The following is a 22,245-nucleotide window of genomic DNA, read 5'->3' as shown; positions in this document are numbered from 1 at the left end:
CCGGAATTTTTGAAAATTCCGGTCCGATTTCTTCGAAGAAATCGGGCCCCCTCCCACCGCTTTCGAGATAAATCTAAGGATTGAAAATGAACCAGGAACTGACAAACAACCCGTTTAACCCCGTCGCGCCGATGAAGACGTTCGACGAGATCAAGGTCTCTCTGGCATCGCCAGAGCGGATCCTGTCGTGGTCATTCGGCGAGATCAAGAAACCCGAAACCATCAACTACCGGACGTTCAAGCCTGAACGGGACGGTCTGTTCTGCGCGCGTATCTTTGGCCCGATCAAGGATTACGAATGCCTGTGCGGCAAATATAAGCGCATGAAATATCGCGGCGTTGTCTGCGAAAAATGCGGTGTTGAAGTGACGCTGCAAAAGGTGCGCCGCGAGCGGATGGGCCACATTGAACTGGCGTCACCTGTTGCGCACATCTGGTTCCTCAAGTCCTTGCCATCGCGCATTGGCCTGATGCTGGACATGACATTGCGTGATCTGGAACGTGTTTTGTACTTTGAAAACTACGTTGTGATTGAGCCGGGCCTTACCGACCTCACCTACGGTCAGATGATGACCGAAGAAGAGTATATGGACGCCCAGGACGCCTACGGCATGGACGCCTTCACCGCCAACATCGGTGCCGAAGCGATCCGCGAAATGCTGGCGGCGATTGATCTTGAGGCCGAAGCGGACCAGCTGCGTGCTGATCTGAAAGAAGCCACAGGCGAACTGAAGCCCAAGAAGATCATCAAGCGTTTGAAGGTTGTGGAAAGCTTCCTTGAATCTGGCAACCGCCCTGAATGGATGGTTCTGACCGTGATCCCCGTGATCCCGCCAGAATTGCGCCCGCTGGTGCCGCTGGATGGCGGTCGTTTTGCGACGTCTGACCTCAACGATCTGTACCGCCGCGTGATCAACCGGAACAACCGTTTGAAGCGTCTGATCGAATTGCGCGCGCCTGATATCATCGTGCGAAACGAAAAGCGGATGTTGCAGGAATCTGTGGATGCGCTCTTTGACAACGGCCGTCGTGGCCGGGTAATCACGGGTGCCAACAAGCGTCCGCTGAAATCGCTGTCTGACATGCTGAAAGGCAAGCAGGGCCGCTTCCGTCAGAACCTTTTGGGTAAACGGGTCGACTTCTCTGGTCGTTCGGTCATCGTGACTGGCCCCGAGTTGAAGCTGCACCAATGCGGTCTGCCGAAAAAGATGGCGTTGGAACTGTTCAAGCCGTTCATCTACTCACGTCTTGAGGCCAAAGGTCTGTCTTCAACAGTTAAGCAAGCCAAAAAGCTGGTGGAAAAAGAGCGTCCCGAGGTTTGGGATATCCTGGATGAAGTGATCCGCGAACACCCCGTCATGCTGAACCGTGCGCCTACTTTGCACCGTCTTGGTATTCAGGCGTTTGAACCGGTACTGATCGAAGGTAAGGCCATTCAGCTGCACCCGCTGGTTTGTTCTGCCTTCAACGCGGACTTTGACGGCGACCAAATGGCCGTGCACGTGCCGTTGTCTCTTGAGGCACAGCTCGAAGCGCGCGTTCTGATGATGTCTACCAACAACGTTCTGTCCCCGGCCAACGGTGCGCCGATTATCGTTCCGTCTCAGGATATGATCCTAGGCCTTTACTACACCACGCTTGAGCGTGATGGGCTAAGAGGTGAAGGCAAAGTCTTTGGTACAGTGGACGAGGTTCAGCACGCGCTGGACGCAGGCGAGGTGCATCTGCACTCCAAGGTCAAGGCGCGGATCAAACAGATCGACGCCGAGGGCAACGAAATCATGACGCGTTTTGACACCACGCCGGGCCGTGTGCTTTTGGGCGCGTTGTTGCCGCTGAATGCAAAGGCACCCTTTGATCTGGTCAACCGCTTGCTGCGCAAGAAAGAAGTGCAGCAGGTCATCGATACTGTTTATCGTTATTGCGGGCAGAAAGAGTCGGTTATTTTCTGTGACCAGATCATGACCATGGGTTTCCGTGAGGCGTTCAAGGCCGGTATTTCGTTTGGTAAAGACGACATGCTGATCCCTGACAGCAAATGGCCATTGGTCGATGAGACCCGCGGTCAGGTCAAAGACTTTGAACAGCAGTACATGGACGGCCTGATCACTCAGGGTGAAAAGTACAACAAAGTTGTTGATGCCTGGTCCAAGTGTAACGACAAGGTGACGGACGCGATGATGGGGGCAATCTCCGCCAGCCATAAAGACGCGGATGGCTCTGAGCGTGAACCAAACTCGGTTTACATGATGGCCCACTCCGGTGCGCGTGGCTCGGTCACTCAGATGAAGCAGTTGGGCGGTATGCGTGGCCTGATGGCCAAGCCGAACGGCGACATCATCGAAACGCCGATCATCTCGAACTTCAAGGAAGGTCTGACCGTTCTTGAATACTTCAACTCGACCCACGGTGCCCGTAAGGGTCTGTCGGACACGGCGTTGAAAACGGCGAACTCGGGTTACCTGACCCGTCGTCTGGTGGATGTGGCACAGGATTGCATCGTTCGTATGCACGATTGTGGTACGGAAACCGCGATCACGGCTGTTGCGGCTGTGAACGATGGTGAGGTTGTGTCGTCATTGGCCGAGCGTCTGCTGGGTCGTGTGAACGCCGACGATGTCCTGCGCCCCGGCACGGACGAAGTGTTGGTCCCCGCAGGCAGCATCATCGACGAACGTATGGCTGACCTGATTGACGAGGCTGCCGTGGCATCCGCGCGCATCCGTTCGCCACTGACGTGTGAGGCCGAAGAAGGCGTCTGCGCCATGTGCTATGGTCGTGACCTTGCACGCGGTACACTGGTGAACCAAGGCGAAGCGGTGGGCATTATCGCGGCGCAGTCCATTGGTGAACCCGGTACACAGCTGACGATGCGGACATTCCACATCGGCGGTGTTGCCCAAGGTGGTCAGCAGTCGTTCCTTGAGGCGAGCCATTCCGGTAAAGTTGTCTTTGACAATGCAATGACCCTTGAGAACGCCGCAGGCGATATCATGGTCATGGGTCGGAACATGAAGCTGTCGATCGTTGACGAAAACGGCGATGAGCGGGCCAGCCACAAGGTTGGTTACGGTACCAAGCTGTTTGTTAAAGAAGGTCAGAACGTGACCCGCGGCGACAAACTGTTTGAATGGGATCCCTACACCCTGCCGATCATCGCGGAAAAGTCGGGTATGACCAAGTTTGTCGACCTTGTGTCCGGTATCGCCGTCAAGGACGAGACCGATGATGCAACCGGCATGACCCAAAAGATCGTGATCGACTGGCGCGCGGCCCCCAAGGGCAACGAACTGAAGCCGGAAGTGATCTTGGTCGGTGACGATGGTGAGCCGGTCCGCAACGATGCGGGCAACCCGGTGACCTATCCGATGTCCGTTGATGCCGTTCTGTCCGTCGAGGATCAGACCGAAATCAAGGCGGGTGACATCATTGCGCGTATCCCGCGTGAAGGTGCCAAAACCAAGGACATCACCGGTGGTCTGCCCCGTGTGGCCGAACTCTTTGAGGCACGCCGCCCCAAGGACCACGCCATCATCGCGGAAATCGACGGCTATGTGCGCTTTGGCAAGGACTATAAGAACAAGCGCCGTATCGCGATTGAGTCCTCTGAAGACGCAGATGTGAAGGTCGAATACATGGTGCCCAAGGGCAAACACATTCCCGTCGCGGAAGGTGATTTTGTTCAAAAGGGCGATTACATCATGGACGGCAACCCGGCGCCGCATGACATCCTTGCCATCATGGGTGTTGAGGCGTTGGCCGACTATATGATCGACGAGGTACAAGACGTGTACCGTCTGCAAGGTGTGAAGATTAACGACAAACACATTGAAGTCATCGTGCGTCAGATGCTGCAAAAGTGGGAAATCCAGGAATCTGGTGACACCACGCTGCTGAAGGGCGAACACGTCGACAAGCAGGAATTCGATCTTGCCAACGAAAAGGCGCTGTCCAAAGGCGGCCGTGTTGCCAAAGGCGAGCCGATCTTGCTGGGTATCACCAAGGCGTCGCTGCAAACGCGTTCGTTCATCTCTGCCGCGTCCTTCCAGGAAACAACGCGTGTTCTGACCGAAGCATCGGTACAGGGCAAGCGGGACAAACTGGTTGGTCTCAAAGAGAACGTCATCGTGGGTCGTCTGATCCCGGCGGGTACGGGCGGTGCGACCATGCAAATGCGCAAGGTTGCAGCGGACCGCGACAACGTCGTGATCGAAGCCCGCCGCGAAGAAGCCGAGGCAGCCGCCCGTTTGGCAGCTCCGGTAAACGATGATTTGGTCGGTGGTGACGTGTTTGACACTGTTATCATTGATGAAGAAAGCCGCGATTGATCGCTGACTAGTCCCAAATTCGACAAGGCTCCCATCGCAGATGCGTTTGGGGGCCTTTTTTTTACCTCTGCCAGCTAATATGCTGCTCAGAATAACCGGGGCAGAGGCATGGCAGCGCGCTATAAGGTGCAGATTAAGGGACTGGTTCGTTTCTCGTACCTGTCCGAAGGTGGTTTTGCCATGTCAGAGCAGGGCCAGGATGCCGTGCGCGAAATCTTGTATGATCCTGCACGACTGGATCGTCGGTTTCGCATGTTTGAACAACTGGCGCTTCATTCGATCAAACGACAGCGCAACTCAGATTTCAAAGTTGGGGTCTTGATCGGGGACAGCTTGCCAGATGCCGCGCGTGACCGTCTGGAAAATCTGGTCAAAGATGTGCCGCAAGTTCAGATCATATCGTTGCCGCCCCTGGTCCATTTCAACGCCATCCGGCATGCCTATGGCGCCATCAAAGACGAGCCGGACGCCACGCACACAGCAACATTCCGGTTGGACGATGACGATGCAATGCACCGTGTCACCACCAAACGCATTGGGAAAATCGCCGGGTCGTTGTTGTCTTTGCGCGACCCCAACACGCCCTTCGCCATCGCGTTCAACAGAGGGTTCTACCTTGATATTGGCAACAAGGACGTGCCGATATCGGAATGGTATGAAAAGACCCCGCTTGGGGTTGGCCTTGCGCTGGTGGCACCTGTTGGCGACCCGGTAAATGTGTTTCGACGTAACCACCGCAAGCTGGGTGAATATTACGATTGCATGACAGAGGTTGAGCGCCCTATGTTCATCCGTTCTGTGCACATGGACAATGATTCCGGGGCGGCACCCACAGGTCGCCAAGGGGATCTGGGCCGTCGCGAGATTGCCCGGGTTTTGCGTGTTGGCTTTGGGCGAACCCTTGATGAATTAAAGGCACTGTAGATGTCCCCCAATATGATCGGCGCATTGTTGATGATGGCGTCGATGGCCAGTTTCACGCTGAATGATACATTGATCAAACTGACCGACGGTGCAGTTCCGCTGTTTCAGCTGATCTTTTTGCGGGGGCTTTTGACCACCGCGCTGATCCTTGTTTCCAAAGGGCGGCTTGGTCCAATGCACCTGAACGTCGCACAGCGCGATTGGGGCTTTATCGCGCTGCGCTGCGGGGCCGAAATTGGCGCGGCGTATTTCTTTTTGTCGGCGCTGCTCAACATGCCATTGGGCAATGTCACGGCGATTTTGCAGGTGCTACCGTTGTCTGTTACGCTGGCGTCTGCGCTGGTGCTGCGCGAGGCGGTGGGGTGGCGGCGGATGCTGGCCATTCTGATCGGTTTTTGTGGCGTGATGATGATTGTCAAACCGGGGGCGGCTGGGTTCAATATCTGGTCCATTTATGCGCTGATCGCGGTGGTTTGTGTGACGGTGCGCGATCTGGCGACCCGGCAATTGTCAAAGGGGGTCCCGTCGATGACGGTGACGCTTGTGACTGCCGGTTCCATCACCATCGCTGCGGGACTTGCATCGCTCAGCGACCCATGGGTGCCGATCACGCGTGATCTGGGGCTGATGATCGCCGGTGCGTCGGTCTTTGTTTTGGGTGGCTATTTCTTTTCCATTCAGGTGATGCGGGTCGGGGATGTGTCGTTTGTCGCACCTTTCCGCTATACCGGACTGATCTGGGCGTTGCTCTTGGGGTGGTTTGTGTTTGGTGACTGGCCGGGCTGGCTGACTCTGACGGGGGCGTTCATCGTGGTGGTGACAGGCATCTTCACACTCTACCGAGAACGCAGGGTTTCACCATCCCCGTGAACCCAAGGTTTCAACGCGCTGAAAACACCTGCCGCACATGGCCAATGTCGATGGCAAAGCGATCGCGGAACAGGGTTTCCTCGTCAGCAGTCAGCGTTGACAGAGCGGTATTCGGTACCTGATTTTGCCGTGAATCGTTTGATGTGTTGTGGCTGCGCACCCACATGGGCGGGTCAGAAAAACAAACCGCGGGCATGAACCTTGGGATTTTGTCATGGGCGAAATTCATGATGGTCAGGGGACAATTGCCTTTGACATACATGCCCAAAGCGGCGGTATAGAACTGCCGAAAAGTCTGAGCCGCGCGGATGCCCCGCGCGCCAAATTCAGCGACGTATCCCATGTTCCAATCAAGCGCGACGGTCTTGTGTTGCTTGAGCAGCGGCGCACAATCCCGCGTTGCCTTGCGCAGTTTTTCAACGAAATCCACGGACACCGCATCGTCATCGTCAAAGCGAAATTGCAGGCAGGGGTCAGTTGGATCAAGCCGCGCCTCATTCAGGATCTCTTTCATCACCTCACGCTGATTGCGCGGTGGTTCCCTGTGGATCAGCGCCTGGGGAAAGTCCGCAATCAAATCCTCAAGCCGTTTTTCGTGCCGCGCCGGAAACTGGTCGCCAATCACAATGATCAGGCTGAAATTTGGATCGGTCTGCGCCTTGAGGCCCGGCAGAGCAACCGTTTCGAAAAGCTGAAACCGTTCGTTGAGGCGATGCTCCCCATAAAGATACGCGATTCTTTCCTCGATGCTGTCATGTTCAACCTGAAAGCCACCGATGGCCGGATAGGAAAATCGGCATAATCCGATGGCTTGCATGACGCATGATCCTTGTCTGGCCTTGGTGGGCTGTCCATATCAGCGCAAATATGTAAGGCATGGGCATCCGTAGGCAAGGTTCAATGCCCGCAAAACCTCGCGCGGGCGGGGGAGGCGCGAACATCTGGCTGGTGCTGTTGACACCCCGCCGCCAACCCCCTATACGCCCGCATATCTCGGGAGCAGGTTCATGCTTGCAGGTCCGACATCATAACTTAAGTGGTCACGATCCGGTCTAATGCTGACCCGGTCCTCTGTAGCCCCACTGCCTCGTTTTCCTCGGTACGGGAACGTGGCGGTGTTTTTGCTTTGTGTAACGCAAAGCACCGAAATCGAAACCGCATGGGGGTGTGACCTCCATGTATCAAATGTGAAGCTAAACGGGGATAAAACCGGAATGCCAACGATCCAACAGCTGATCCGCAAACCGCGCCAGCCGAAAATCAAACGCTCGAAGTCACAGCACCTTGAGCAGTGTCCGCAAAAACGTGGCGTATGTACGCGCGTCTATACAACGACACCGAAAAAGCCGAACTCTGCCATGCGTAAGGTTGCCAAAGTGCGCCTGACAAACGGTTTTGAGGTCATCAGCTATATCCCGGGTGAAAGCCACAACCTTCAGGAGCACTCTGTGGTTCTGATCCGTGGCGGTCGCGTAAAAGACCTTCCCGGTGTGCGTTACCACATCCTGCGCGGTGTTCTGGATACGCAAGGCGTGAAAGACCGCAAACAGCGCCGTTCCAAATACGGTGCCAAGCGTCCGAAGTAATCGCCATGGGTGGGGGATGCCCCCACCTTACCATCCGACACGTAAGGCAAAGCGCTGCTTTGCCCCCGCCAAGAGGAAGACAACGACATGTCACGCCGTCACGCCGCTGAAAAACGCGAAGTACTGCCAGACGCCAAGTATGGTGATCTGGTTTTGACCAAATTCATGAACAACCTGATGATCGACGGTAAAAAGTCGGTCGCAGAGCGTATCGTTTACAACGCAATGACCCGCGTTGAAGACAAGATCAAACGCGCACCGATCGAAGTGTTTCACGAAGCGCTGGAAAACATCCAGCCCTCCGTCGAAGTACGGTCACGCCGCGTTGGTGGTGCCACCTATCAGGTGCCTGTTGAGGTGCGCCCCGAGCGCCGTCAGGCATTGGCGATCCGCTGGTTGATCAAAGCCGCCCGTTCGCGCAACGAAAATACCATGGAAGAGCGCCTTGCAGGCGAATTGATGGACGCTGTCCAGTCCCGTGGTACAGCCGTTAAAAAGCGCGAAGATACACACAAAATGGCCGACGCCAACAAAGCGTTCAGCCACTACCGCTGGTAATCACGTCGGGGTATCCCGACGACGTTGCGCCCGTTCGGGGCGCAACACACCTTTTCAGACACTCCTGAGGAAGCTTTCCCATGGCACGCGACTATCCGCTCCAACGCTACCGCAACTTTGGCATCATGGCTCACATTGATGCCGGCAAGACCACATGTTCCGAACGCATCCTGTTTTACACAGGCAAATCCCACAACATCGGCGAGGTCCATGATGGTGCCGCAACGATGGACTGGATGGAGCAGGAACAGGAACGCGGGATCACCATTACATCCGCTGCGACAACCACGTTCTGGCAGCGTCAGGAAGAGCCGACATCAGACGGCACATCTGACACCAAATACCGCATGAACATCATCGACACGCCCGGTCACGTTGACTTTACCATCGAAGTTGAACGGTCCTTGGCTGTTCTTGACGGCGCGGTTGCTGTTCTGGACGCCAACGCCGGTGTTGAGCCGCAGACAGAAACCGTTTGGCGTCAGGCCGACCGGTACAAAGTGCCGCGCATCGTGTTCGTAAACAAAATGGACAAGATCGGCGCTGATTTCTTCAACTGCGTCAAGATGATCAAAGACCGCACAGGTGCCACGCCTGCGCCGATCCAAATTCCAATCGGTGCTGAAACCGAACTGGAAGGCATGGTCGATCTTGTCACCATGGAAGAATGGGTCTGGGAAGGCGAAGATCTGGGCGCAAGCTGGGTCAAAAAGCCGATCCGTGACAGCCTGAAGGCCACAGCAGACGAATGGCGTGCGCATCTCATCGAAACAGCGGTCGAGATGGACGATGAAGCGATGGAAAACTATCTGATGGACGGTGCCGAGCCGGACGTCGATACCCTGCGCAAACTGATCCGCAAAGGCACGCTGGCCATCAAGTTCATTCCGGTACTGTGTGGCTCCGCGTTCAAGAACAAGGGTGTTCAGCCTTTGCTCAATGCTGTGATCGACTATCTGCCCAGCCCGCTGGACGTTGTTGATTATATGGGTTTCAAACCTGGTGATGAGACAGAAACGCGCGACATCCCGCGCCGCGCCGATGACAATATGGCGTTCTCTGGTCTTGCGTTCAAAATCATGAACGACCCCTTTGTCGGCTCTCTGACCTTTACCCGCGTCTATTCGGGTAAGCTCAAGAAAGGCGACAACCTGCTGAACTCGACCAAAGGCAAGAAAGAGCGCGTCGGTCGTATGATGATGATGCACTCGATCAACCGTGAAGAGATCGAAGAAGCATGGGCCGGTGACATCATCGCGCTTGCAGGTCTGAAAGACACCACAACAGGGGATACCCTGTGTGATCCGTCTGATCCGGTGGTTCTGGAAACGATGACGTTCCCCGATCCGGTGATCGAGATTGCGGTTGAGCCAAAGACCAAAGCCGACCAGGAGAAGATGTCAGCAGGTCTGGCACGTCTCGCAGCCGAAGACCCATCCTTCCGTGTGGAAACTGATCTGGAATCCGGTCAGACCATCATGAAGGGCATGGGCGAATTGCACCTGGACATCCTCGTGGACCGTCTGAAGCGCGAATTCAAAGTGGAGGCCAACATTGGTGCCCCACAGGTTGCGTATCGTGAAACGATCTCTCGTGAAGCTGAGGTGGTTTATACCCACAAGAAGCAGTCGGGTGGTTCTGGTCAGTTCGCGGAAGTGAAGATGATCCTGATGCCAACAGAGCCGGGCGAAGGGTATTCTTTCGAGTCGCGCGTTGTTGGTGGGTCGGTGCCCAAGGAATATATTCCGGGCGTCGAAAAGGGTATCAAATCCGTTATGGATTCCGGTCCATTGGCGGGCTTCCCGGTCATCGACTTCAAGGTGGCGCTGATCGAAGGCAAGTACCACGACGTGGACAGCTCCGTTCTGGCGTTTGAAATCGCGGCCCGTATGGGTATGCGCGAAGGCATGCGCAAAGCGGGTGCCAAGATGCTGGAACCGATCATGAAAGTCGAAGTTGTCACACCGGAAGAATATACCGGCGGCATCATCGGCGATCTGACCTCACGTCGCGGTCAGGTTCAGGGTCAGGACACACGCGGTAACGCGATTGCAATCGACGCATTCGTGCCTCTGGCCAACATGTTCGGTTACATCAACACCCTGCGGTCGATGTCATCGGGACGGGCGAACTTCTCCATGCAGTTCGACCATTATGAAGCTGTACCACAGAACATCTCTGACGAGATTCAGGCCAAATTTGCATAACCGGGATGGCGGGGCATAACCCCGCCCTACCCAAACTGTAGGGTGGGTTTCAGACCCACCATCCAACACAAAACCAAGGAGACCTCCCCATGGGTAAGGCAAAGTTTGAACGTAATAAGCCACATGTTAACATTGGCACGATTGGTCACGTTGACCACGGCAAGACGACGCTGACGGCGGCGATCACCAAGTATTTTGGTGATTTTCAGGCGTATGACCAGATTGATGGCGCGCCCGAAGAGAAAGCCCGTGGGATCACGATTTCGACGGCACACGTGGAATATGAGACGGAAAACCGTCACTATGCGCACGTCGACTGCCCCGGCCACGCCGACTATGTGAAGAACATGATCACCGGTGCCGCACAGATGGACGGCGCGATCCTGGTTGTGAACGCGGCCGACGGCCCGATGCCACAGACCCGCGAGCACATCCTGCTGGGCCGCCAGGTGGGCATCCCGACGATGGTTGTTTACATGAACAAGGTTGATCAGGTTGACGACGCAGAGTTGTTGGAACTGGTTGAAATGGAAATCCGCGAGCTGTTGTCGAAGTACGATTACCCTGGCGACGACATGCCGGTGATCCCCGGTTCTGCGCTGGCAGCCATGGAAGGCCGCGACCCCGAGATCGGTGAAAATTCGATCCGTGCACTGATGAAGGCTGTGGACGAGTTTATCCCGACCCCCGCACGCGCCGTGGATCAGCCGTTCCTGATGCCGGTTGAAGACGTGTTCTCGATCTCTGGTCGTGGTACGGTTGTGACCGGCCGGATCGAGCGTGGCGTGATCAACGTGGGCGACGAGATTGAAATCGTCGGCATCCGCGACACCAAAAAGACGACCTGCACGGGCGTTGAAATGTTCCGCAAGTTGCTGGATCGTGGTGAAGCAGGCGACAACGTTGGCGTGCTGCTGCGCGGCATCGAGCGTGAAGGCGTGGAGCGTGGCCAGGTTTTGTGTAAGCCAAAGTCGGTCAACCCGCACACCAAGTTCACCGCCGAGGCGTATATCCTGACCAAGGAAGAGGGTGGCCGTCACACGCCGTTCTTTGCCAACTACCGTCCGCAGTTCTACTTCCGCACAACGGATGTGACCGGCACCGTGAACCTGCCCGAGGGCACAGAAATGGTGATGCCGGGCGACAACCTTCAGTTCGACGTTGAACTGATCGCACCAATTGCGATGGAAGACGGGCTGCGCTTTGCGATCCGCGAAGGTGGCCGGACCGTGGGTGCGGGCGTGGTTTCCAAAATCACCGAGTAAGCCGCGGCCCGCATCAGGGCACGCAACCGCATCTGAAACATCAAAAGGCCGCAGCCCATGCTGCGGCCTTTTGCGTTGCCAACACCAGTCAGCCTCCAACGGCCACCAGCGAACCTGCAAGAACGTAATAGGGTGAGATCACAATTTGGCCAAAACCGCCGTCATGCGCTGACATCTGGTTCGAACTGCGCTATCATATGATCATGAAATGCTTTTTTCCTTACCTTCGCCACGTGTTCATTCTGTTGTTTGCCATGCTGCCCGCCATGGGGTTGGCGGCGGATATTGACCGGTTTCTTGGGACGTATTCCGGGACTGCTGAATTCCTCTATGAAGGAAAAAACGAACACCGCGACATGAGCGCGACGATTGAGCCCACAAAAAAGGGCTTTAGCCTCACCTGGACGTCCGTGACCTACAAGAGCGATGGGCGGAAAAAGGAAAAGACCTACACCATTGAGTTTGTCCCAAGCGACAGGGCCAATATTTACGGCTCAGCGATGAAAAACAATGTTTTCGGGAAAGCCGTTCCCCTTAATCCATTGGCGGGAGAGCCCTATGTCTGGGCCCGGATTGAGGATGATACATTCACGGTTTTTTCGCTTTTCATCAATGAGGCGGGGGATTACGAAATGCAGGAATATCATCGGACGCTGGCGGAGGGCGGTTTGGATCTGGTGTTCCGCAGAAGCGCTCACCACCTTCCCGAAAAAGAGATCAAGGCGTTTTTGAAACGGGTGGAGTGACTGTGCGTCCTGAGAATCCGGACATAATCTGAAAGCCAGCTTTCAGGCCCGGTTCATCCAAAACAACCGGCTGTCTCGGCAACAAGCAGTGAATTGCCGAAATTTGGCATCTGAAATTCTGGCACCCCCTGACTCAGCCAAGTAGGTTCTGAGTTCTGTAAATCCCCCTTGCCACCCCGACCCCACTCCCCTATAGCACCCTCACTGACTCGGGGTGCATCCATTGCGCCCCGTTTCACTTACACACCAAGACGCGATGAGGCGGGGCGATGAGCGCTTCCCCTCCAATCCGTTGACATCCCAATCGTAAGGGATATGCACATGGCTCAAAGCCAGAACATCCGCATCCGCCTGAAGGCGTTTGATTACCGGGTGCTTGATGCCTCCACTCAGGAAATCGTCAACACTGCCAAACGCACCGGCGCATCTGTTCGCGGCCCCATTCCGCTGCCGAACAAGATCGAAAAATTCACTGTTCTGCGTGGCCCCCACGTAGACAAGAAATCACGTGACCAGTTCGAAATCCGCACGCACAAGCGCCTGCTGGATATCGTTGATCCGACCCCCCAGACCGTTGACGCGCTGATGAAGCTCGACCTCGCCGCTGGTGTGGACGTCGAGATCAAGCTGCAGTCATAAACGTAGGAGGGTAATATCATGTTGCGCTCAGGCGTTATTGCAAAAAAGATGGGCATGACCCGTCTGTTCATGGAAGACGGCAAGCAGATCCCTGTGACCGTTCTTCAGCTCGATAACCTTCAGGTTGTTGCACAGCGTACCATCGAAAAGGACGGCTATGTTGCTGTTCAGCTCGGTGCCGGTACAGCAAAAGTGAAACGCACAAGCCAAGCGATGCGCGGTCACTTTGCAGCAGCAAAGGTTGAACCAAAGCGTAAAGTTGCTGAATTCCGCGTTGATGCGGATGCGATGCTGGACGTTGGTGAGGAAATCATCGCGGACCATTATTTCGCAGGTCAGTATGTTGACGTTGCAGGCACATCTATCGGTAAAGGTTTTGCCGGTGCGATGAAGCGCCACAACTTTGGCGGTCTGCGGGCGACACACGGTGTGTCGATCTCTCACCGTTCACATGGTTCGACTGGTCAGTGTCAGGATCCCGGCAAGGTTTTCAAAGGCAAGAAAATGGCCGGTCACATGGGCGCTGCCCGTGTCACCACACAGAACCTCGAAGTTGTCAAAACGGACTCTGCGCGTGGTCTGATCATGGTCAAGGGCGCTGTGCCTGGCTCCAAAGGGGGCTGGGTCACTGTCAAGGATGCGGTGAAAAAGCCGTTCCCTGAAAGCGCCATCGTGCCAGCCGCTCTGAAATCTGCCGCAGAAGAAGCCGCGAAAGCCGCTGAAGCAGCCGCCGCAGCCGCAGCAGCCGAAGCCGAAGCAGAAGCAGCACGCCTTGCTGAAGAGCAGGCAGCAGCCGAAGCAGAAGCACTGAAAGCCGCAGAGGCCGATATTGCGTCTGACAAAGCAGAAGCCGGTGACCAAAGCGAGACTTTGGACCCTACGAAGAAGGAAGGTGACGAATGAAACTTGATGTCATCAAACTCGACGGCGGCAAGGCCGGTTCGGTAGATCTGGACGAGGCCCTGTTTGGCCTTGAGCCACGCGCCGACATCCTGCACCGCGTCGTGCGCTGGCAGCGCAACAACGCGCAGGCCGGTACGCACAAGGTAAAGACTCGTCGCGAGGTCAGCTATTCGACCAAGAAGATCTATCGCCAGAAGGGCACCGGCGGCGCACGCCACGGCGCACGTTCTGCACCGATCTTCCGCGGTGGTGGTATCTATAAGGGCCCAACGCCCCGCAGCCACGGCCACGAGCTGACCAAAAAGTTCCGCAAGCTTGGCCTGCGCCACGCGCTTTCTGCCAAGATGAAAGCGGGATCATTGGTCATCATTGACGACGCCTCATCCGATGGGAAAACCGCCGCTTTGGCCAAACAGGTGAAATCCCTAGGCTGGAAGCGCGCATTGATCATTGATGGTGCAACCGTGAATGAGAACTTTCTGCAAGCCGCACGTAACATCGAGGGTCTGGATATCCTGCCAACGATGGGTGCAAACGTCTATGATATCCTCAAGCGTGATACACTCGTGATCACCAAAGCAGGTATCGAAGCACTGGAGGCCCGTTTGAAATGACCGCCAAGCACACTCACTACGACGTGATCCGCAAGCCGATCATCACGGAAAAAGCCACCATGGCGTCAGAGCACAATGCCGTTGTGTTCGAAGTCGCGATGGACAGCAACAAGCCGATGATCAAAGAGGCCGTTGAGGCGCTCTTTGGTGTCAAGGTGAAGGCCGTGAACACGACCATCACCAAAGGCAAGGTCAAACGTTTCCGGGGCCAGATGGGCCGCCGCAAGGACGTGAAAAAGGCCTATGTGACGCTCGAAGAAGGCAACACCATCGACGTCTCCACCGGTCTCTGATCGGGTCAGACAAGCATGATTGAAAGGCCCTCGCACCCGCGGGGGCCTTTTGCATTTAGGCGGCGGCGGGTACGGGCGGGTTAAGCCCTTGTGAATAAAGATGCTTGCTATTGTGCGGCCAATGCCCCATGTGAGCGGTGCGACGTTACTATATCTATCGGAATTACTGCTCCTTACGGCTCAGTCTTACGATCTTTATGACTTAGCCGACCTGCCGCATTCTGTGGGCAGTAAATACAAGGAATACAATAATGGCCACTGGTACAGTAAAATGGTTCAACACCACTAAAGGTTTCGGTTTTATCGCTCCCGATGGCGGCAGCAAAGACGTGTTTGTGCACATCTCTGCCGTTGAGCAAGCTGGTTTGACCGGTTTGAACGATGACCAAAAAGTAACTTTCGACATCGAAGCAGGCCGTGACGGTCGCGAGTCCGCGACGAACATCGTTCTGGCGTAAGCTTTGGTTGGCTCCTTCGGGGGCTGATGATTGGAAGAGAATTGGAAGGGCGTGGCTTTAGGGCTACGCCCTTTTTTATTTGCAGCAAATGTCAGTTTCGAGCCCAGAGTCCCGGATGCCGCACGCTGCACAAATGACCTGAAACCGCGGAAAAGCTGCCTTACGACCTATTAGCTGAGCAAAGCAGAGTGTCAGTCCCAGCTCTTGATAGCCTGTTTTACACAGGAGTAATGATGTCCTCGGGCAGGTTTGATGGAAACAGGCTTTTTGATTAATTTCACGCTGGCTGATGCGCGCCCATCACCCGGACCCTGATAAACGAACTAAGCGACACCAAGATGATACCAATCGAGAACAGGCACCATATTGCGGGTTGTTCATTTGGGTTGGTCGTCAGTGCGAAGGCGAGAAATGGTCCGATCAACAAATGAAATAACGCAAAGCGCCATGCGCCGTACCAAAGAGGCAGGGCAAAAACAGCAAGAAAATAGGCTGGGAACCAGATGTGGATACCAAAGGTCGAGCTGAAACCTTCCATGAAACCGTTGAGCGGCAAAATCCAGCCAATGTGCCAATCGCCTGAGATCAGGCAAGTTTGTAGCCCGCAAAGTGGCGACCCGGGCGTGCAATTGCCAAGTGCCTGTAGCGGAACCAGTTTCAGCAGCATGAATCCTGTGGCGAGAGCAGCAAGGCCATATACTCTGCGTGCCTGCCACTTCGGCACCGGGGATGGTGCAATTGCCATTGCAAAAGCGTTGATGAACAAGGGCTGAAAGGCAATGTGTAGATAGGACAGCAATGTAATCGATTGGTTTGCGGGGTTCGAGCATTCATCTACAACTGCATATCCAACGGCTTGCAAACCCTCCATCACGGTGAAAAAGCCCAGAGTGATCCAAATCGCTTTCGGTTCACCGCGCATCGCTGTGACCGCGACTGCAGCGCCGCCCAATGCCACCATCGCGACAGACGCCGTTGCGCTCCAACACATGGCAAATACCTCCTGTTCGATCAACCGTGCCTCAAGATTGGACACATTAGCAAGGGTCTCTGATCTGGAAGCCTTTGTGACTGCGAGGCCGCAGAGGTTGGCTTGTTCGTCAAGTAGTTCAGACCACCAATTTCATGCGAGCTTTTGCACCAATGGCTGGAAAGACGATTTAGCAGGCATTCACAGATCAGAAGCGAAGGGCAGCAACGTCCGCAAAGCGGACTTCAGGCAATTACGGGCTTCTTCATTGGATCGGCATGTGCCGAGCGCATGCTCCGGTCGGCACCGGGGTGTGTTAATGCCTCGCCGCGCACGCATCCTTGACCCGGCGCTTTTCCGACCCTTGCACCGACGCAATACCGACGTTTTCCCAACAGCGGATTTCCCTTGTTTTGCTGACTTTCCAGGTGGGGTCCGGGGAGGGGGCGGAAATAACAGAGAGCGGTCGATTATCCCGCGGGCTGCTCTTGACCCCACATCCCTCATCCCCTAGACGGACGCATCGGCAAGGCCCCGGATTCGTCCGGGGCTTCGTTGTTGTTCTCCGTCAGGTTTTTTCTGACGATCAAGAACATCCAAACCGGGCACCTACGGGGGCCTATAAACCATAGCCGCCATGCGCGGCTGACAAGCAAAACGGAAGACAGACAACATGGCACTCAAGTCGTACAAACCGACGACGCCGGGCCAGCGTGGGCTGGTACTGATTGACCGTTCGGAGCTTTGGAAAGGTCGCCCTGTCAAGGCCCTCACTGAGGGACTTTCAAAACACGGCGGACGGAACAACACCGGACGGATCACAATGCGTCGCAAAGGTGGGGGTGCAAAGCGCCTTTACCGTATCGTTGATTTCAAGCGTAACAAGCTGGACATGTCCGCTGTTGTCGCTCGGATCGAATATGACCCGAACCGGACCGCGTTTATCGCGCTCATTCAATACGAAGATGGCGAACAGGCCTATATCCTCGCACCGCAGCGTCTGGCTGTTGGGGACAAGGTGATCGCAAGCGCCAAGGCAGACATCAAGCCCGGCAACGCGATGCCGTTCTCAGGCATGCCAATTGGTACCATCATCCACAACATCGAGATGAAGCCCGGCAAGGGTGGTCAAATCGCGCGTGCGGCTGGTACCTATGCCCAGTTTGTGGGTCGTGATGGTGGCTACGCTCAGATCCGCCTGTCATCAGGTGAACTGCGCTTGGTGCGTCAGGAATGTATGGCCACCGTTGGTGCCGTGTCTAACCCCGACAACTCCAACCAGAACTACGGTAAAGCGGGCCGCATGCGTCACAAGGGCATCCGCCCCTCTGTACGTGGTGTCGTGATGAACCCGATCGACCACCCGCACGGTGGTGGTGAAGGCCGGACATCTGGTGGTCGTCATCCGGTTACGCCTTGGGGCAAGCCGACTAAGGGTGCAAAAACCCGGAACAAGAAAAAAGCGTCAAGTGCACTGATTATCCGGTCACGCCACGCCAAGAAGAAGGGGCGTTAATTTATGTCTCGTTCAGTATGGAAAGGTCCTTTTGTTGACTCTTATGTCCTCAAAAAGGCCGAAGCCTCCCGCGAAAGCGGTCGCAGCGAAGTGATCAAAATCTGGTCGCGCCGTTCAACGATCCTGCCACAGTTTGTTGGCCTGACGTTCGGTGTGTACAATGGTCACAAGCACATCCCTGTAAACGTCAGCGAAGACATGATTGGTCAGAAGTTTGGTGAATATTCACCAACACGGACTTACTACGGTCATGCCGCCGACAAAAAAGCGAAGCGGAAATAAGCCATGAGCAAGGATAAAAATCCCCGCCGCGTGGCAGACAATGAAGCACGTGCAAAACTGCGCATGTTGCGGACGTCGCCGCAGAAACTGAACCTCGTCGCCGCATTGATCCGTGGCAAGAAAGTGGACAAGGCCCTGACGGACCTCACCTTCTCGAAAAAGCGGATCGCAGCAGATGTGAAGAAGTGTCTTCAGTCCGCGATTGCAAACGGCGAAAACAACCACAACCTCGACGTTGATGAACTGGTCGTTGCCGAAGCTTATGTTGGCAAGAACCTGATCATGAAGCGCGGTCGCCCGCGTGCGCGTGGCCGTTTCGGCAAGATCATCAAGCCGTTCTCAGAGATTACAATCGTCGTGCGTCAAGTTGAGGAGCAAGCATAATGGGTAACAAAGTAAACCCGATCGGCATGCGCCTTCAGGTCAACCGCACCTGGGACAGCCGCTGGTACGCCGACACGAAGGACTATGGTGACCTTCTGCTCGAAGACCTCGCCATCCGCGCCTTCGTCAAAGAAGAATGCAAGCAAGCGGGCATCAGCCGTGTGATCATTGAACGTCCGCACAAAAAGTGCCGCGTCACAATCCACACCGCACGCCCCGGTGTGATCATTGGCAAGAAAGGGGCAGACATCGAAGGTCTGCGTCAGAAGATCGCCAAGATCACCAAGTCTGACCTGCACCTCAACATCGTTGAGGTTCGCAAGCCAGAGCTGGACGCGGCATTGGTTGGTGAAAGCATTGCACAGCAATTGGAACGCCGGGTGTCTTTCCGCCGCGCCATGAAACGCGCCGTGCAGAACGCCATGCGCATGGGGTCTTTGGGCATCCGTGTGAACCTAGCCGGTCGTTTGGGCGGCGCAGAGATTGCGCGGACCGAATGGTACCGTGAAGGTCGCGTGCCGTTGCACACATTGCGTGCCGACATTGATTACGCCCATGTTGAGGCGATGACTGCTTATGGCATCATCGGCATCAAGACGTGGATCTTCAAGGGTGAGATCATGGAACATGATCCCGCCGCGCGTGATCGTAAGGCACAGGAACTTCAAGACGGCCCAGCACCTCGCGGTGCCGGCGGTCGGCGTTAAGGAGTAGATAGATGCTACAGCCAAAACGGACGAAATTCCGCAAGCAACACAAAGGCAAGATCAAGGGTCTGGCAAAGGGCGGGTCTGACCTGAACTTTGGCACCTATGGTCTCAAGGCAACCGAGCCTGAGCGTGTTACAGCACGCCAGATCGAAGCCGCCCGTCGTGCCATGACGCGCCACATGAAGCGCCAGGGCCGCGTCTGGATCCGGATTTTCCCGGATCTGCCAGTGACGTCAAAACCAACCGAAGTCCGTATGGGTAAAGGTAAAGGTTCTGTCGATTTCTGGGCCTGCCGGGTCAAACCGGGCCGGGTGATGTTCGAAATCGACGGCGTGAACGACGATATCGCACGTGAAGCCCTGCGTCTGGCGGCGATGAAGCTGCCAATCAAGACACGGGTTGTTGTACGCGAAGATTGGTAATCCCGTCGCCCCAGCAATGCTGGGGCTGACGCGTGTGTGGCAGTCGTCTTTTGTTCTTCACAAAAGGCGATGAGAACACACACCGGTAGAGTTTAAGTGAAACCTCCGTCGCGCAAGCGGCGGGGGTTTCTTATTTGAAGAATTTAGCACCGCAATATTGCGTTATTGGGTGACAATCCTGATATGTGGTGAAAGTAAGCTTTCAGTTGAGAGCGAGTTCAAAATGCCAGCAAGCACCAAACAATAACAGTGAAGGGTGGATGGATCGCCCGCAGCGCGAAGACAGGAAGATTTGTTGCTGTAGGTACCAGTTCAGGAACTTTCAAAAAGAGCCCAAAGTCTTCGGCAAAGATCAAGGAGGTTTCAAGTTGACGCAGTTCCGCTTTGAAACGGCTAGCAGATCGCGAGGCGCCATTATCGTCTGACTTTGGCTGACGCGCTAACTGCGCATGACGAAGCATTGACATATGGAGGAAGAGAGGGGATTTCCAGTCTGCACCTCATTCAGTCTGCCATTGCGCGCCCTTATTCTGGCTTTCATTTGCCGATCTCGTCAACGGCGGCTGCATTGCTACACAGTGTGGTTAGCATCACGGCTTCATTGATGGAAACAAGAGAACGGCGTGGGTACTTGTTGAAATCTTGGTGGAACGAAGCGGTTACCGACTTGATATTCTGGATGACGAGCCAATTGACGATCTTGTAGTGGACATAGCGAGCGGGCAGCTGGATTTTGAAGAAATCCGAAATTGGTTTAAAGATCGCCTAGTTCGCCAGTAACTCTATCGACTGATATATCCAATCACCCTACCTTCTACCCAACAAGCCCCACCACGGGCCACATCTAGAAAGATGTTTCTAATCCCACCACAGACGCCGACCTGATCCAGCAGTTCATCGACAAGTGCGGCGAAGCCAAACACGTCAAGAATAATTCCGTCCCTGAAAATCTGGGGCCAAACAGAAACTAACGGGCAAAGAGCGAACCAAATGGGAAAAAGCGTCGCGGAAGACGTCGGAAGAAGAAGCAGAGATAGGTAAGATTCCTAAGAGTTTGGACTGTTCGCGATCCAGTCGCTCACCCCCACCTATAATTAAAGCTCACCGACACCCGGTCCTCATCTACCAAGTTCATAGGCACCTCGTGCCTTAACCAGCTTTCCCACAACAACACATCGCCGACCTGCGGCGCGATATACATAAACGTCCGCATTTCCTCGCGCGCATCTTTCACCCGCGCGGGCGCGGCCATCATCATGGCCAGTCGGGGGTCCTCAAACTTGATCGCGCTGGCACCTTCGGGCATGGCCACATAGGTTGTGCCGGAAATCACCGAATGGGGATGGATGTGCGCCGTGTGGATGCCGCCCTGAGGCAGGATGTTGATCCACAGGTCCTCAAGCTTCAACTTTTTGCCATCCAGATCAAAGGCCAGATCCCTGGCAAATACCTTTACATGTTTATCCAGTACCTTTTTCAGGTCCTTGAAGATCGGAAAGCGCCAGGGCAGGTCGGTCAGGGACGCGTAAGAGGTGTAGCCCGGAAAGTCGTTTTCCGCGCACCAGTTCTGTCCGGCCTCGTCATCTTCGGCAACAGACAAGCATGAATCCTCCAATTCCTCCGCGTCAATCGGATTGCCCTGTTCTGACAGAGCGGCGTGATAGAGGCGGGTGGCAAAGAGCGATTTGATATCAGACATGACGTTTCATACCTGATCCGAACCGCCGATGCGATAGGCTGGATCAAAACGCCGTTTGATTGGCCCGCGAAAGGTGAAACCCATGGCCGCTCTCGTTACGACATTGCAGCCCGGACGTTGCGGAGTAACAGGTAAAGCCACCGAATTTGCCTTCTACATTGTATTCGGCGACGCCTTGCGTACCGGTTGGGCGCGCACCCGCCGGGGCACATGCGCCGCGCACGCCGCCGATGTCGTTCATCGAAAACGTGATTCCACGGCTCAGTGGGCAACCGGCCAGCGCGGCGACCTTTGCAGGCGCGCTGCGTTTGTAGATCGTGCACTCGATGTCGGAGCCTTCGAAATCTTCGCCTACGATACATTCGATGTTCCCCGACGGGGTGTTGAAGCTCCAGACATCCGCATGGACAGGGGACGAAATAAATGCGAGTGCGCAGAACAGGCGGATGGACATAATGAGCTCCTATCAAAATCGGTGTTCGAACGTGTAGAATAACGTAATTGCGCCGATCTGTCTTGAGTTGCGGTCATCGCCCTGCGCAGGGGGTTGCGCGGGCCATGAAACCCCCCTATACGGCGCACTTCACCCCACTCCACCGGGAATCAGGGTCACGCTTTTGCGGCCCTCCGGTGATGTTGAAAAGGAAGATGGCAATGAAAGCCAGCGAACTGCATGACAAGACGCCGGACCAGCTCCGCGACGAACTTGTGAACCTGAAAAAAGAATCGTTCAACCTGCGTTTTCAGCAGGCCACAGGCCAGTTGGAAAACCCTGCACGTCTGCGCACCGTCAAGCGTGACGTGGCCCGTGTGCACACCGTGTTGAACCAAAAAGCTGCCGCTGCAGCATCCGAAGAATAAGGAGCCTGAG

24 protein-coding genes are annotated in these 22,245 nt (G+C 55.4%); 20 read left to right on the top strand and 4 right to left on the bottom strand.

The features are described from left to right. The first annotated feature begins 86 nt into the window (after positions 1 to 86). The 3 genes from rpoC (at position 87) to C1J02_RS18285 (ending at position 6,122) form a co-directional block, all read left to right on the top strand. Positions 87 to 4,328, top strand: a complete 4,242-nt coding sequence (gene rpoC / locus C1J02_RS18295) for a DNA-directed RNA polymerase subunit beta' (protein WP_114879846.1) — start codon at positions 87 to 89, stop codon at positions 4,326 to 4,328. Between the two features lie 108 nt (positions 4,329 to 4,436). Beyond that, a complete protein-coding gene (locus C1J02_RS18290) occupies positions 4,437 to 5,252 on the top strand; it encodes a glycosyltransferase (protein ID WP_114879845.1) in 816 nt (271 codons plus the stop codon). After that, positions 5,253 to 6,122 (top strand): DMT family transporter, encoded by an 870-nt coding sequence (locus tag C1J02_RS18285; RefSeq protein ID WP_114879844.1) that lies wholly within the window; start codon positions 5,253 to 5,255, stop codon positions 6,120 to 6,122. 10 nt (positions 6,123 to 6,132) lie between these two features. On the opposite strand, the gene C1J02_RS18280 is transcribed toward C1J02_RS18285, so the two are convergent. Further along, entirely contained in the window at positions 6,133 to 6,939 is an 807-nt protein-coding gene (locus C1J02_RS18280) for a putative rhamnosyl transferase (protein WP_114879843.1), read from the bottom strand. 397 nt (positions 6,940 to 7,336) lie between these two features. Between C1J02_RS18280 and rpsL the strand changes: the two genes are divergently transcribed. The 10 genes from rpsL to C1J02_RS18230 all read left to right on the top strand — a co-directional run bounded on the left by rpsL (position 7,337) and on the right by C1J02_RS18230 (position 15,391). Beyond that, on the top strand, positions 7,337 to 7,708 hold the full coding sequence (gene rpsL, locus C1J02_RS18275) for a 30S ribosomal protein S12 (protein ID WP_009828243.1): 372 nt from the start codon (positions 7,337 to 7,339) through the stop codon (positions 7,706 to 7,708). A gap of 87 nt (positions 7,709 to 7,795) precedes the next feature. Continuing rightward, positions 7,796 to 8,266: a 30S ribosomal protein S7 gene (gene rpsG / locus C1J02_RS18270; protein WP_025054308.1), complete on the top strand. Its 471-nt coding sequence runs from the start codon at positions 7,796 to 7,798 to the stop codon at positions 8,264 to 8,266. Between the two features lie 80 nt (positions 8,267 to 8,346). Then, positions 8,347 to 10,473: an elongation factor G gene (fusA, locus tag C1J02_RS18265; protein ID WP_114879842.1), complete on the top strand. Its 2,127-nt coding sequence runs from the start codon at positions 8,347 to 8,349 to the stop codon at positions 10,471 to 10,473. An 89-nt stretch (positions 10,474 to 10,562) separates the two neighbouring features. Further along, positions 10,563 to 11,738 (top strand): elongation factor Tu, encoded by a 1,176-nt coding sequence (gene tuf, locus C1J02_RS18260; protein WP_114879841.1) that lies wholly within the window; start codon positions 10,563 to 10,565, stop codon positions 11,736 to 11,738. A gap of 203 nt (positions 11,739 to 11,941) precedes the next feature. Next, complete coding sequence (locus C1J02_RS18255) at positions 11,942 to 12,484, top strand: hypothetical protein (RefSeq protein ID WP_254693155.1); 543 nt, start codon at positions 11,942 to 11,944, stop codon at positions 12,482 to 12,484. A 321-nt stretch (positions 12,485 to 12,805) separates the two neighbouring features. After that, positions 12,806 to 13,123, top strand: coding sequence for a 30S ribosomal protein S10 (gene rpsJ / locus C1J02_RS18250; RefSeq protein WP_005849850.1), 318 nt, complete (start codon positions 12,806 to 12,808; stop codon positions 13,121 to 13,123). Between the two features lie 18 nt (positions 13,124 to 13,141). After that, the gene (gene rplC / locus C1J02_RS18245) at positions 13,142 to 14,026 is read left to right on the top strand and encodes a 50S ribosomal protein L3 (protein ID WP_114879840.1); all 885 of its coding nucleotides are present in this window, start codon (positions 13,142 to 13,144) and stop codon (positions 14,024 to 14,026) included. Further along, positions 14,023 to 14,640, top strand: coding sequence for a 50S ribosomal protein L4 (rplD, locus tag C1J02_RS18240; protein WP_114879839.1), 618 nt, complete (start codon positions 14,023 to 14,025; stop codon positions 14,638 to 14,640). Before rplC ends, rplD begins: the two co-directional genes overlap by 4 nt. Next, on the top strand, positions 14,637 to 14,933 hold the full coding sequence (locus C1J02_RS18235) for a 50S ribosomal protein L23 (protein WP_114879838.1): 297 nt from the start codon (positions 14,637 to 14,639) through the stop codon (positions 14,931 to 14,933). Before rplD ends, C1J02_RS18235 begins: the two co-directional genes overlap by 4 nt. Positions 14,934 to 15,184: 251 nt before the next feature. Next, entirely contained in the window at positions 15,185 to 15,391 is a 207-nt protein-coding gene (locus C1J02_RS18230) for a cold-shock protein (protein ID WP_114879837.1), read from the top strand. Between the two features lie 277 nt (positions 15,392 to 15,668). Here the strand turns inward: C1J02_RS18230 and C1J02_RS18225 are convergent, their stop codons facing one another. Beyond that, the gene (locus C1J02_RS18225) at positions 15,669 to 16,382 is read right to left on the bottom strand and encodes a DUF5765 domain-containing protein (RefSeq protein WP_114880491.1); all 714 of its coding nucleotides are present in this window, start codon (positions 16,380 to 16,382) and stop codon (positions 15,669 to 15,671) included. 652 nt (positions 16,383 to 17,034) lie between these two features. Between C1J02_RS18225 and rplB the strand changes: the two genes are divergently transcribed. The 6 genes from rplB to C1J02_RS21325 all read left to right on the top strand — a co-directional run bounded on the left by rplB (position 17,035) and on the right by C1J02_RS21325 (position 20,455). Beyond that, positions 17,035 to 17,877 carry a 50S ribosomal protein L2 gene (gene rplB, locus C1J02_RS18220; RefSeq protein WP_114879836.1) on the top strand — a complete coding sequence of 281 codons (843 nt, stop codon included), beginning with the start codon at positions 17,035 to 17,037 and terminating at the stop codon, positions 17,875 to 17,877. A 3-nt stretch (positions 17,878 to 17,880) separates the two neighbouring features. Next, positions 17,881 to 18,159, top strand: a complete 279-nt coding sequence (rpsS, locus tag C1J02_RS18215) for a 30S ribosomal protein S19 (protein WP_114879835.1) — start codon at positions 17,881 to 17,883, stop codon at positions 18,157 to 18,159. A gap of 3 nt (positions 18,160 to 18,162) precedes the next feature. Continuing rightward, positions 18,163 to 18,543 (top strand): 50S ribosomal protein L22, encoded by a 381-nt coding sequence (gene rplV, locus C1J02_RS18210; RefSeq protein ID WP_114879834.1) that lies wholly within the window; start codon positions 18,163 to 18,165, stop codon positions 18,541 to 18,543. Beyond that, the gene (gene rpsC / locus C1J02_RS18205) at positions 18,543 to 19,250 is read left to right on the top strand and encodes a 30S ribosomal protein S3 (protein WP_114879833.1); all 708 of its coding nucleotides are present in this window, start codon (positions 18,543 to 18,545) and stop codon (positions 19,248 to 19,250) included. The genes rplV and rpsC overlap by 1 nt, the downstream gene beginning before the upstream one ends. 11 nt (positions 19,251 to 19,261) lie before the next feature. Further along, positions 19,262 to 19,675: a 50S ribosomal protein L16 gene (rplP, locus tag C1J02_RS18200; RefSeq protein ID WP_114879832.1), complete on the top strand. Its 414-nt coding sequence runs from the start codon at positions 19,262 to 19,264 to the stop codon at positions 19,673 to 19,675. 600 nt (positions 19,676 to 20,275) lie between these two features. Beyond that, positions 20,276 to 20,455: a hypothetical protein gene (locus C1J02_RS21325; RefSeq protein WP_368073789.1), complete on the top strand. Its 180-nt coding sequence runs from the start codon at positions 20,276 to 20,278 to the stop codon at positions 20,453 to 20,455. Between the two features lie 298 nt (positions 20,456 to 20,753). Here the strand turns inward: C1J02_RS21325 and C1J02_RS18190 are convergent, their stop codons facing one another. Beyond that, a complete protein-coding gene (locus C1J02_RS18190; RefSeq protein ID WP_114879830.1) occupies positions 20,754 to 21,374 on the bottom strand; it encodes a 2OG-Fe(II) oxygenase family protein in 621 nt (206 codons plus the stop codon). A 43-nt stretch (positions 21,375 to 21,417) separates the two neighbouring features. After that, positions 21,418 to 21,828, bottom strand: coding sequence for a DUF6636 domain-containing protein (locus C1J02_RS18185; protein WP_114879829.1), 411 nt, complete (start codon positions 21,826 to 21,828; stop codon positions 21,418 to 21,420). Positions 21,829 to 22,028: 200 nt separating this feature from the next. On the opposite strand from C1J02_RS18185, the gene rpmC reads away from it, so the two are divergent. Beyond that, a complete protein-coding gene (rpmC, locus tag C1J02_RS18180) occupies positions 22,029 to 22,235 on the top strand; it encodes a 50S ribosomal protein L29 (RefSeq protein WP_114880702.1) in 207 nt (68 codons plus the stop codon). The last annotated feature ends 10 nt before the right edge of the window (positions 22,236 to 22,245 follow it).

Origin of the sequence: Sulfitobacter sp. SK011 (assembly GCF_003352065.1) — a bacterium.
Classification (GTDB): domain Bacteria; phylum Pseudomonadota; class Alphaproteobacteria; order Rhodobacterales; family Rhodobacteraceae; genus Sulfitobacter.
The sequence above is the reverse complement of the archived record's forward strand: the minus strand, read 5'-3'. Positions and strand labels throughout refer to the sequence as shown.

What these genes read in the sequence shown, in the direction of transcription:
- rpoC (WP_114879846.1), top strand. Translation starts at nt 87, where the DNA reads ATGAACCAGGAACTGACAAACAACCCGTTTAACCCCGTCGCGCCGATG.
- C1J02_RS18290 (WP_114879845.1), top strand. Translation starts at nt 4,437, where the DNA reads ATGGCAGCGCGCTATAAGGTGCAGATTAAGGGACTGGTTCGTTTCTCG.
- C1J02_RS18285 (WP_114879844.1), top strand. Translation starts at nt 5,253, where the DNA reads ATGTCCCCCAATATGATCGGCGCATTGTTGATGATGGCGTCGATGGCC.
- C1J02_RS18280 (WP_114879843.1), bottom strand. Translation starts at nt 6,939, where the DNA reads ATGCAAGCCATCGGATTATGCCGATTTTCCTATCCGGCCATCGGTGGC.
- rpsL (WP_009828243.1), top strand. Translation starts at nt 7,337, where the DNA reads ATGCCAACGATCCAACAGCTGATCCGCAAACCGCGCCAGCCGAAAATC.
- rpsG (WP_025054308.1), top strand. Translation starts at nt 7,796, where the DNA reads ATGTCACGCCGTCACGCCGCTGAAAAACGCGAAGTACTGCCAGACGCC.
- fusA (WP_114879842.1), top strand. Translation starts at nt 8,347, where the DNA reads ATGGCACGCGACTATCCGCTCCAACGCTACCGCAACTTTGGCATCATG.
- tuf (WP_114879841.1), top strand. Translation starts at nt 10,563, where the DNA reads ATGGGTAAGGCAAAGTTTGAACGTAATAAGCCACATGTTAACATTGGC.
- C1J02_RS18255 (WP_254693155.1), top strand. Translation starts at nt 11,942, where the DNA reads ATGAAATGCTTTTTTCCTTACCTTCGCCACGTGTTCATTCTGTTGTTT.
- rpsJ (WP_005849850.1), top strand. Translation starts at nt 12,806, where the DNA reads ATGGCTCAAAGCCAGAACATCCGCATCCGCCTGAAGGCGTTTGATTAC.
- rplC (WP_114879840.1), top strand. Translation starts at nt 13,142, where the DNA reads ATGTTGCGCTCAGGCGTTATTGCAAAAAAGATGGGCATGACCCGTCTG.
- rplD (WP_114879839.1), top strand. Translation starts at nt 14,023, where the DNA reads ATGAAACTTGATGTCATCAAACTCGACGGCGGCAAGGCCGGTTCGGTA.
- C1J02_RS18235 (WP_114879838.1), top strand. Translation starts at nt 14,637, where the DNA reads ATGACCGCCAAGCACACTCACTACGACGTGATCCGCAAGCCGATCATC.
- C1J02_RS18230 (WP_114879837.1), top strand. Translation starts at nt 15,185, where the DNA reads ATGGCCACTGGTACAGTAAAATGGTTCAACACCACTAAAGGTTTCGGT.
- C1J02_RS18225 (WP_114880491.1), bottom strand. Translation starts at nt 16,382, where the DNA reads ATGTGTTGGAGCGCAACGGCGTCTGTCGCGATGGTGGCATTGGGCGGC.
- rplB (WP_114879836.1), top strand. Translation starts at nt 17,035, where the DNA reads ATGGCACTCAAGTCGTACAAACCGACGACGCCGGGCCAGCGTGGGCTG.
- rpsS (WP_114879835.1), top strand. Translation starts at nt 17,881, where the DNA reads ATGTCTCGTTCAGTATGGAAAGGTCCTTTTGTTGACTCTTATGTCCTC.
- rplV (WP_114879834.1), top strand. Translation starts at nt 18,163, where the DNA reads ATGAGCAAGGATAAAAATCCCCGCCGCGTGGCAGACAATGAAGCACGT.
- rpsC (WP_114879833.1), top strand. Translation starts at nt 18,543, where the DNA reads ATGGGTAACAAAGTAAACCCGATCGGCATGCGCCTTCAGGTCAACCGC.
- rplP (WP_114879832.1), top strand. Translation starts at nt 19,262, where the DNA reads ATGCTACAGCCAAAACGGACGAAATTCCGCAAGCAACACAAAGGCAAG.
- C1J02_RS18190 (WP_114879830.1), bottom strand. Translation starts at nt 21,374, where the DNA reads ATGTCTGATATCAAATCGCTCTTTGCCACCCGCCTCTATCACGCCGCT.
- C1J02_RS18185 (WP_114879829.1), bottom strand. Translation starts at nt 21,828, where the DNA reads ATGTCCATCCGCCTGTTCTGCGCACTCGCATTTATTTCGTCCCCTGTC.
- rpmC (WP_114880702.1), top strand. Translation starts at nt 22,029, where the DNA reads ATGAAAGCCAGCGAACTGCATGACAAGACGCCGGACCAGCTCCGCGAC.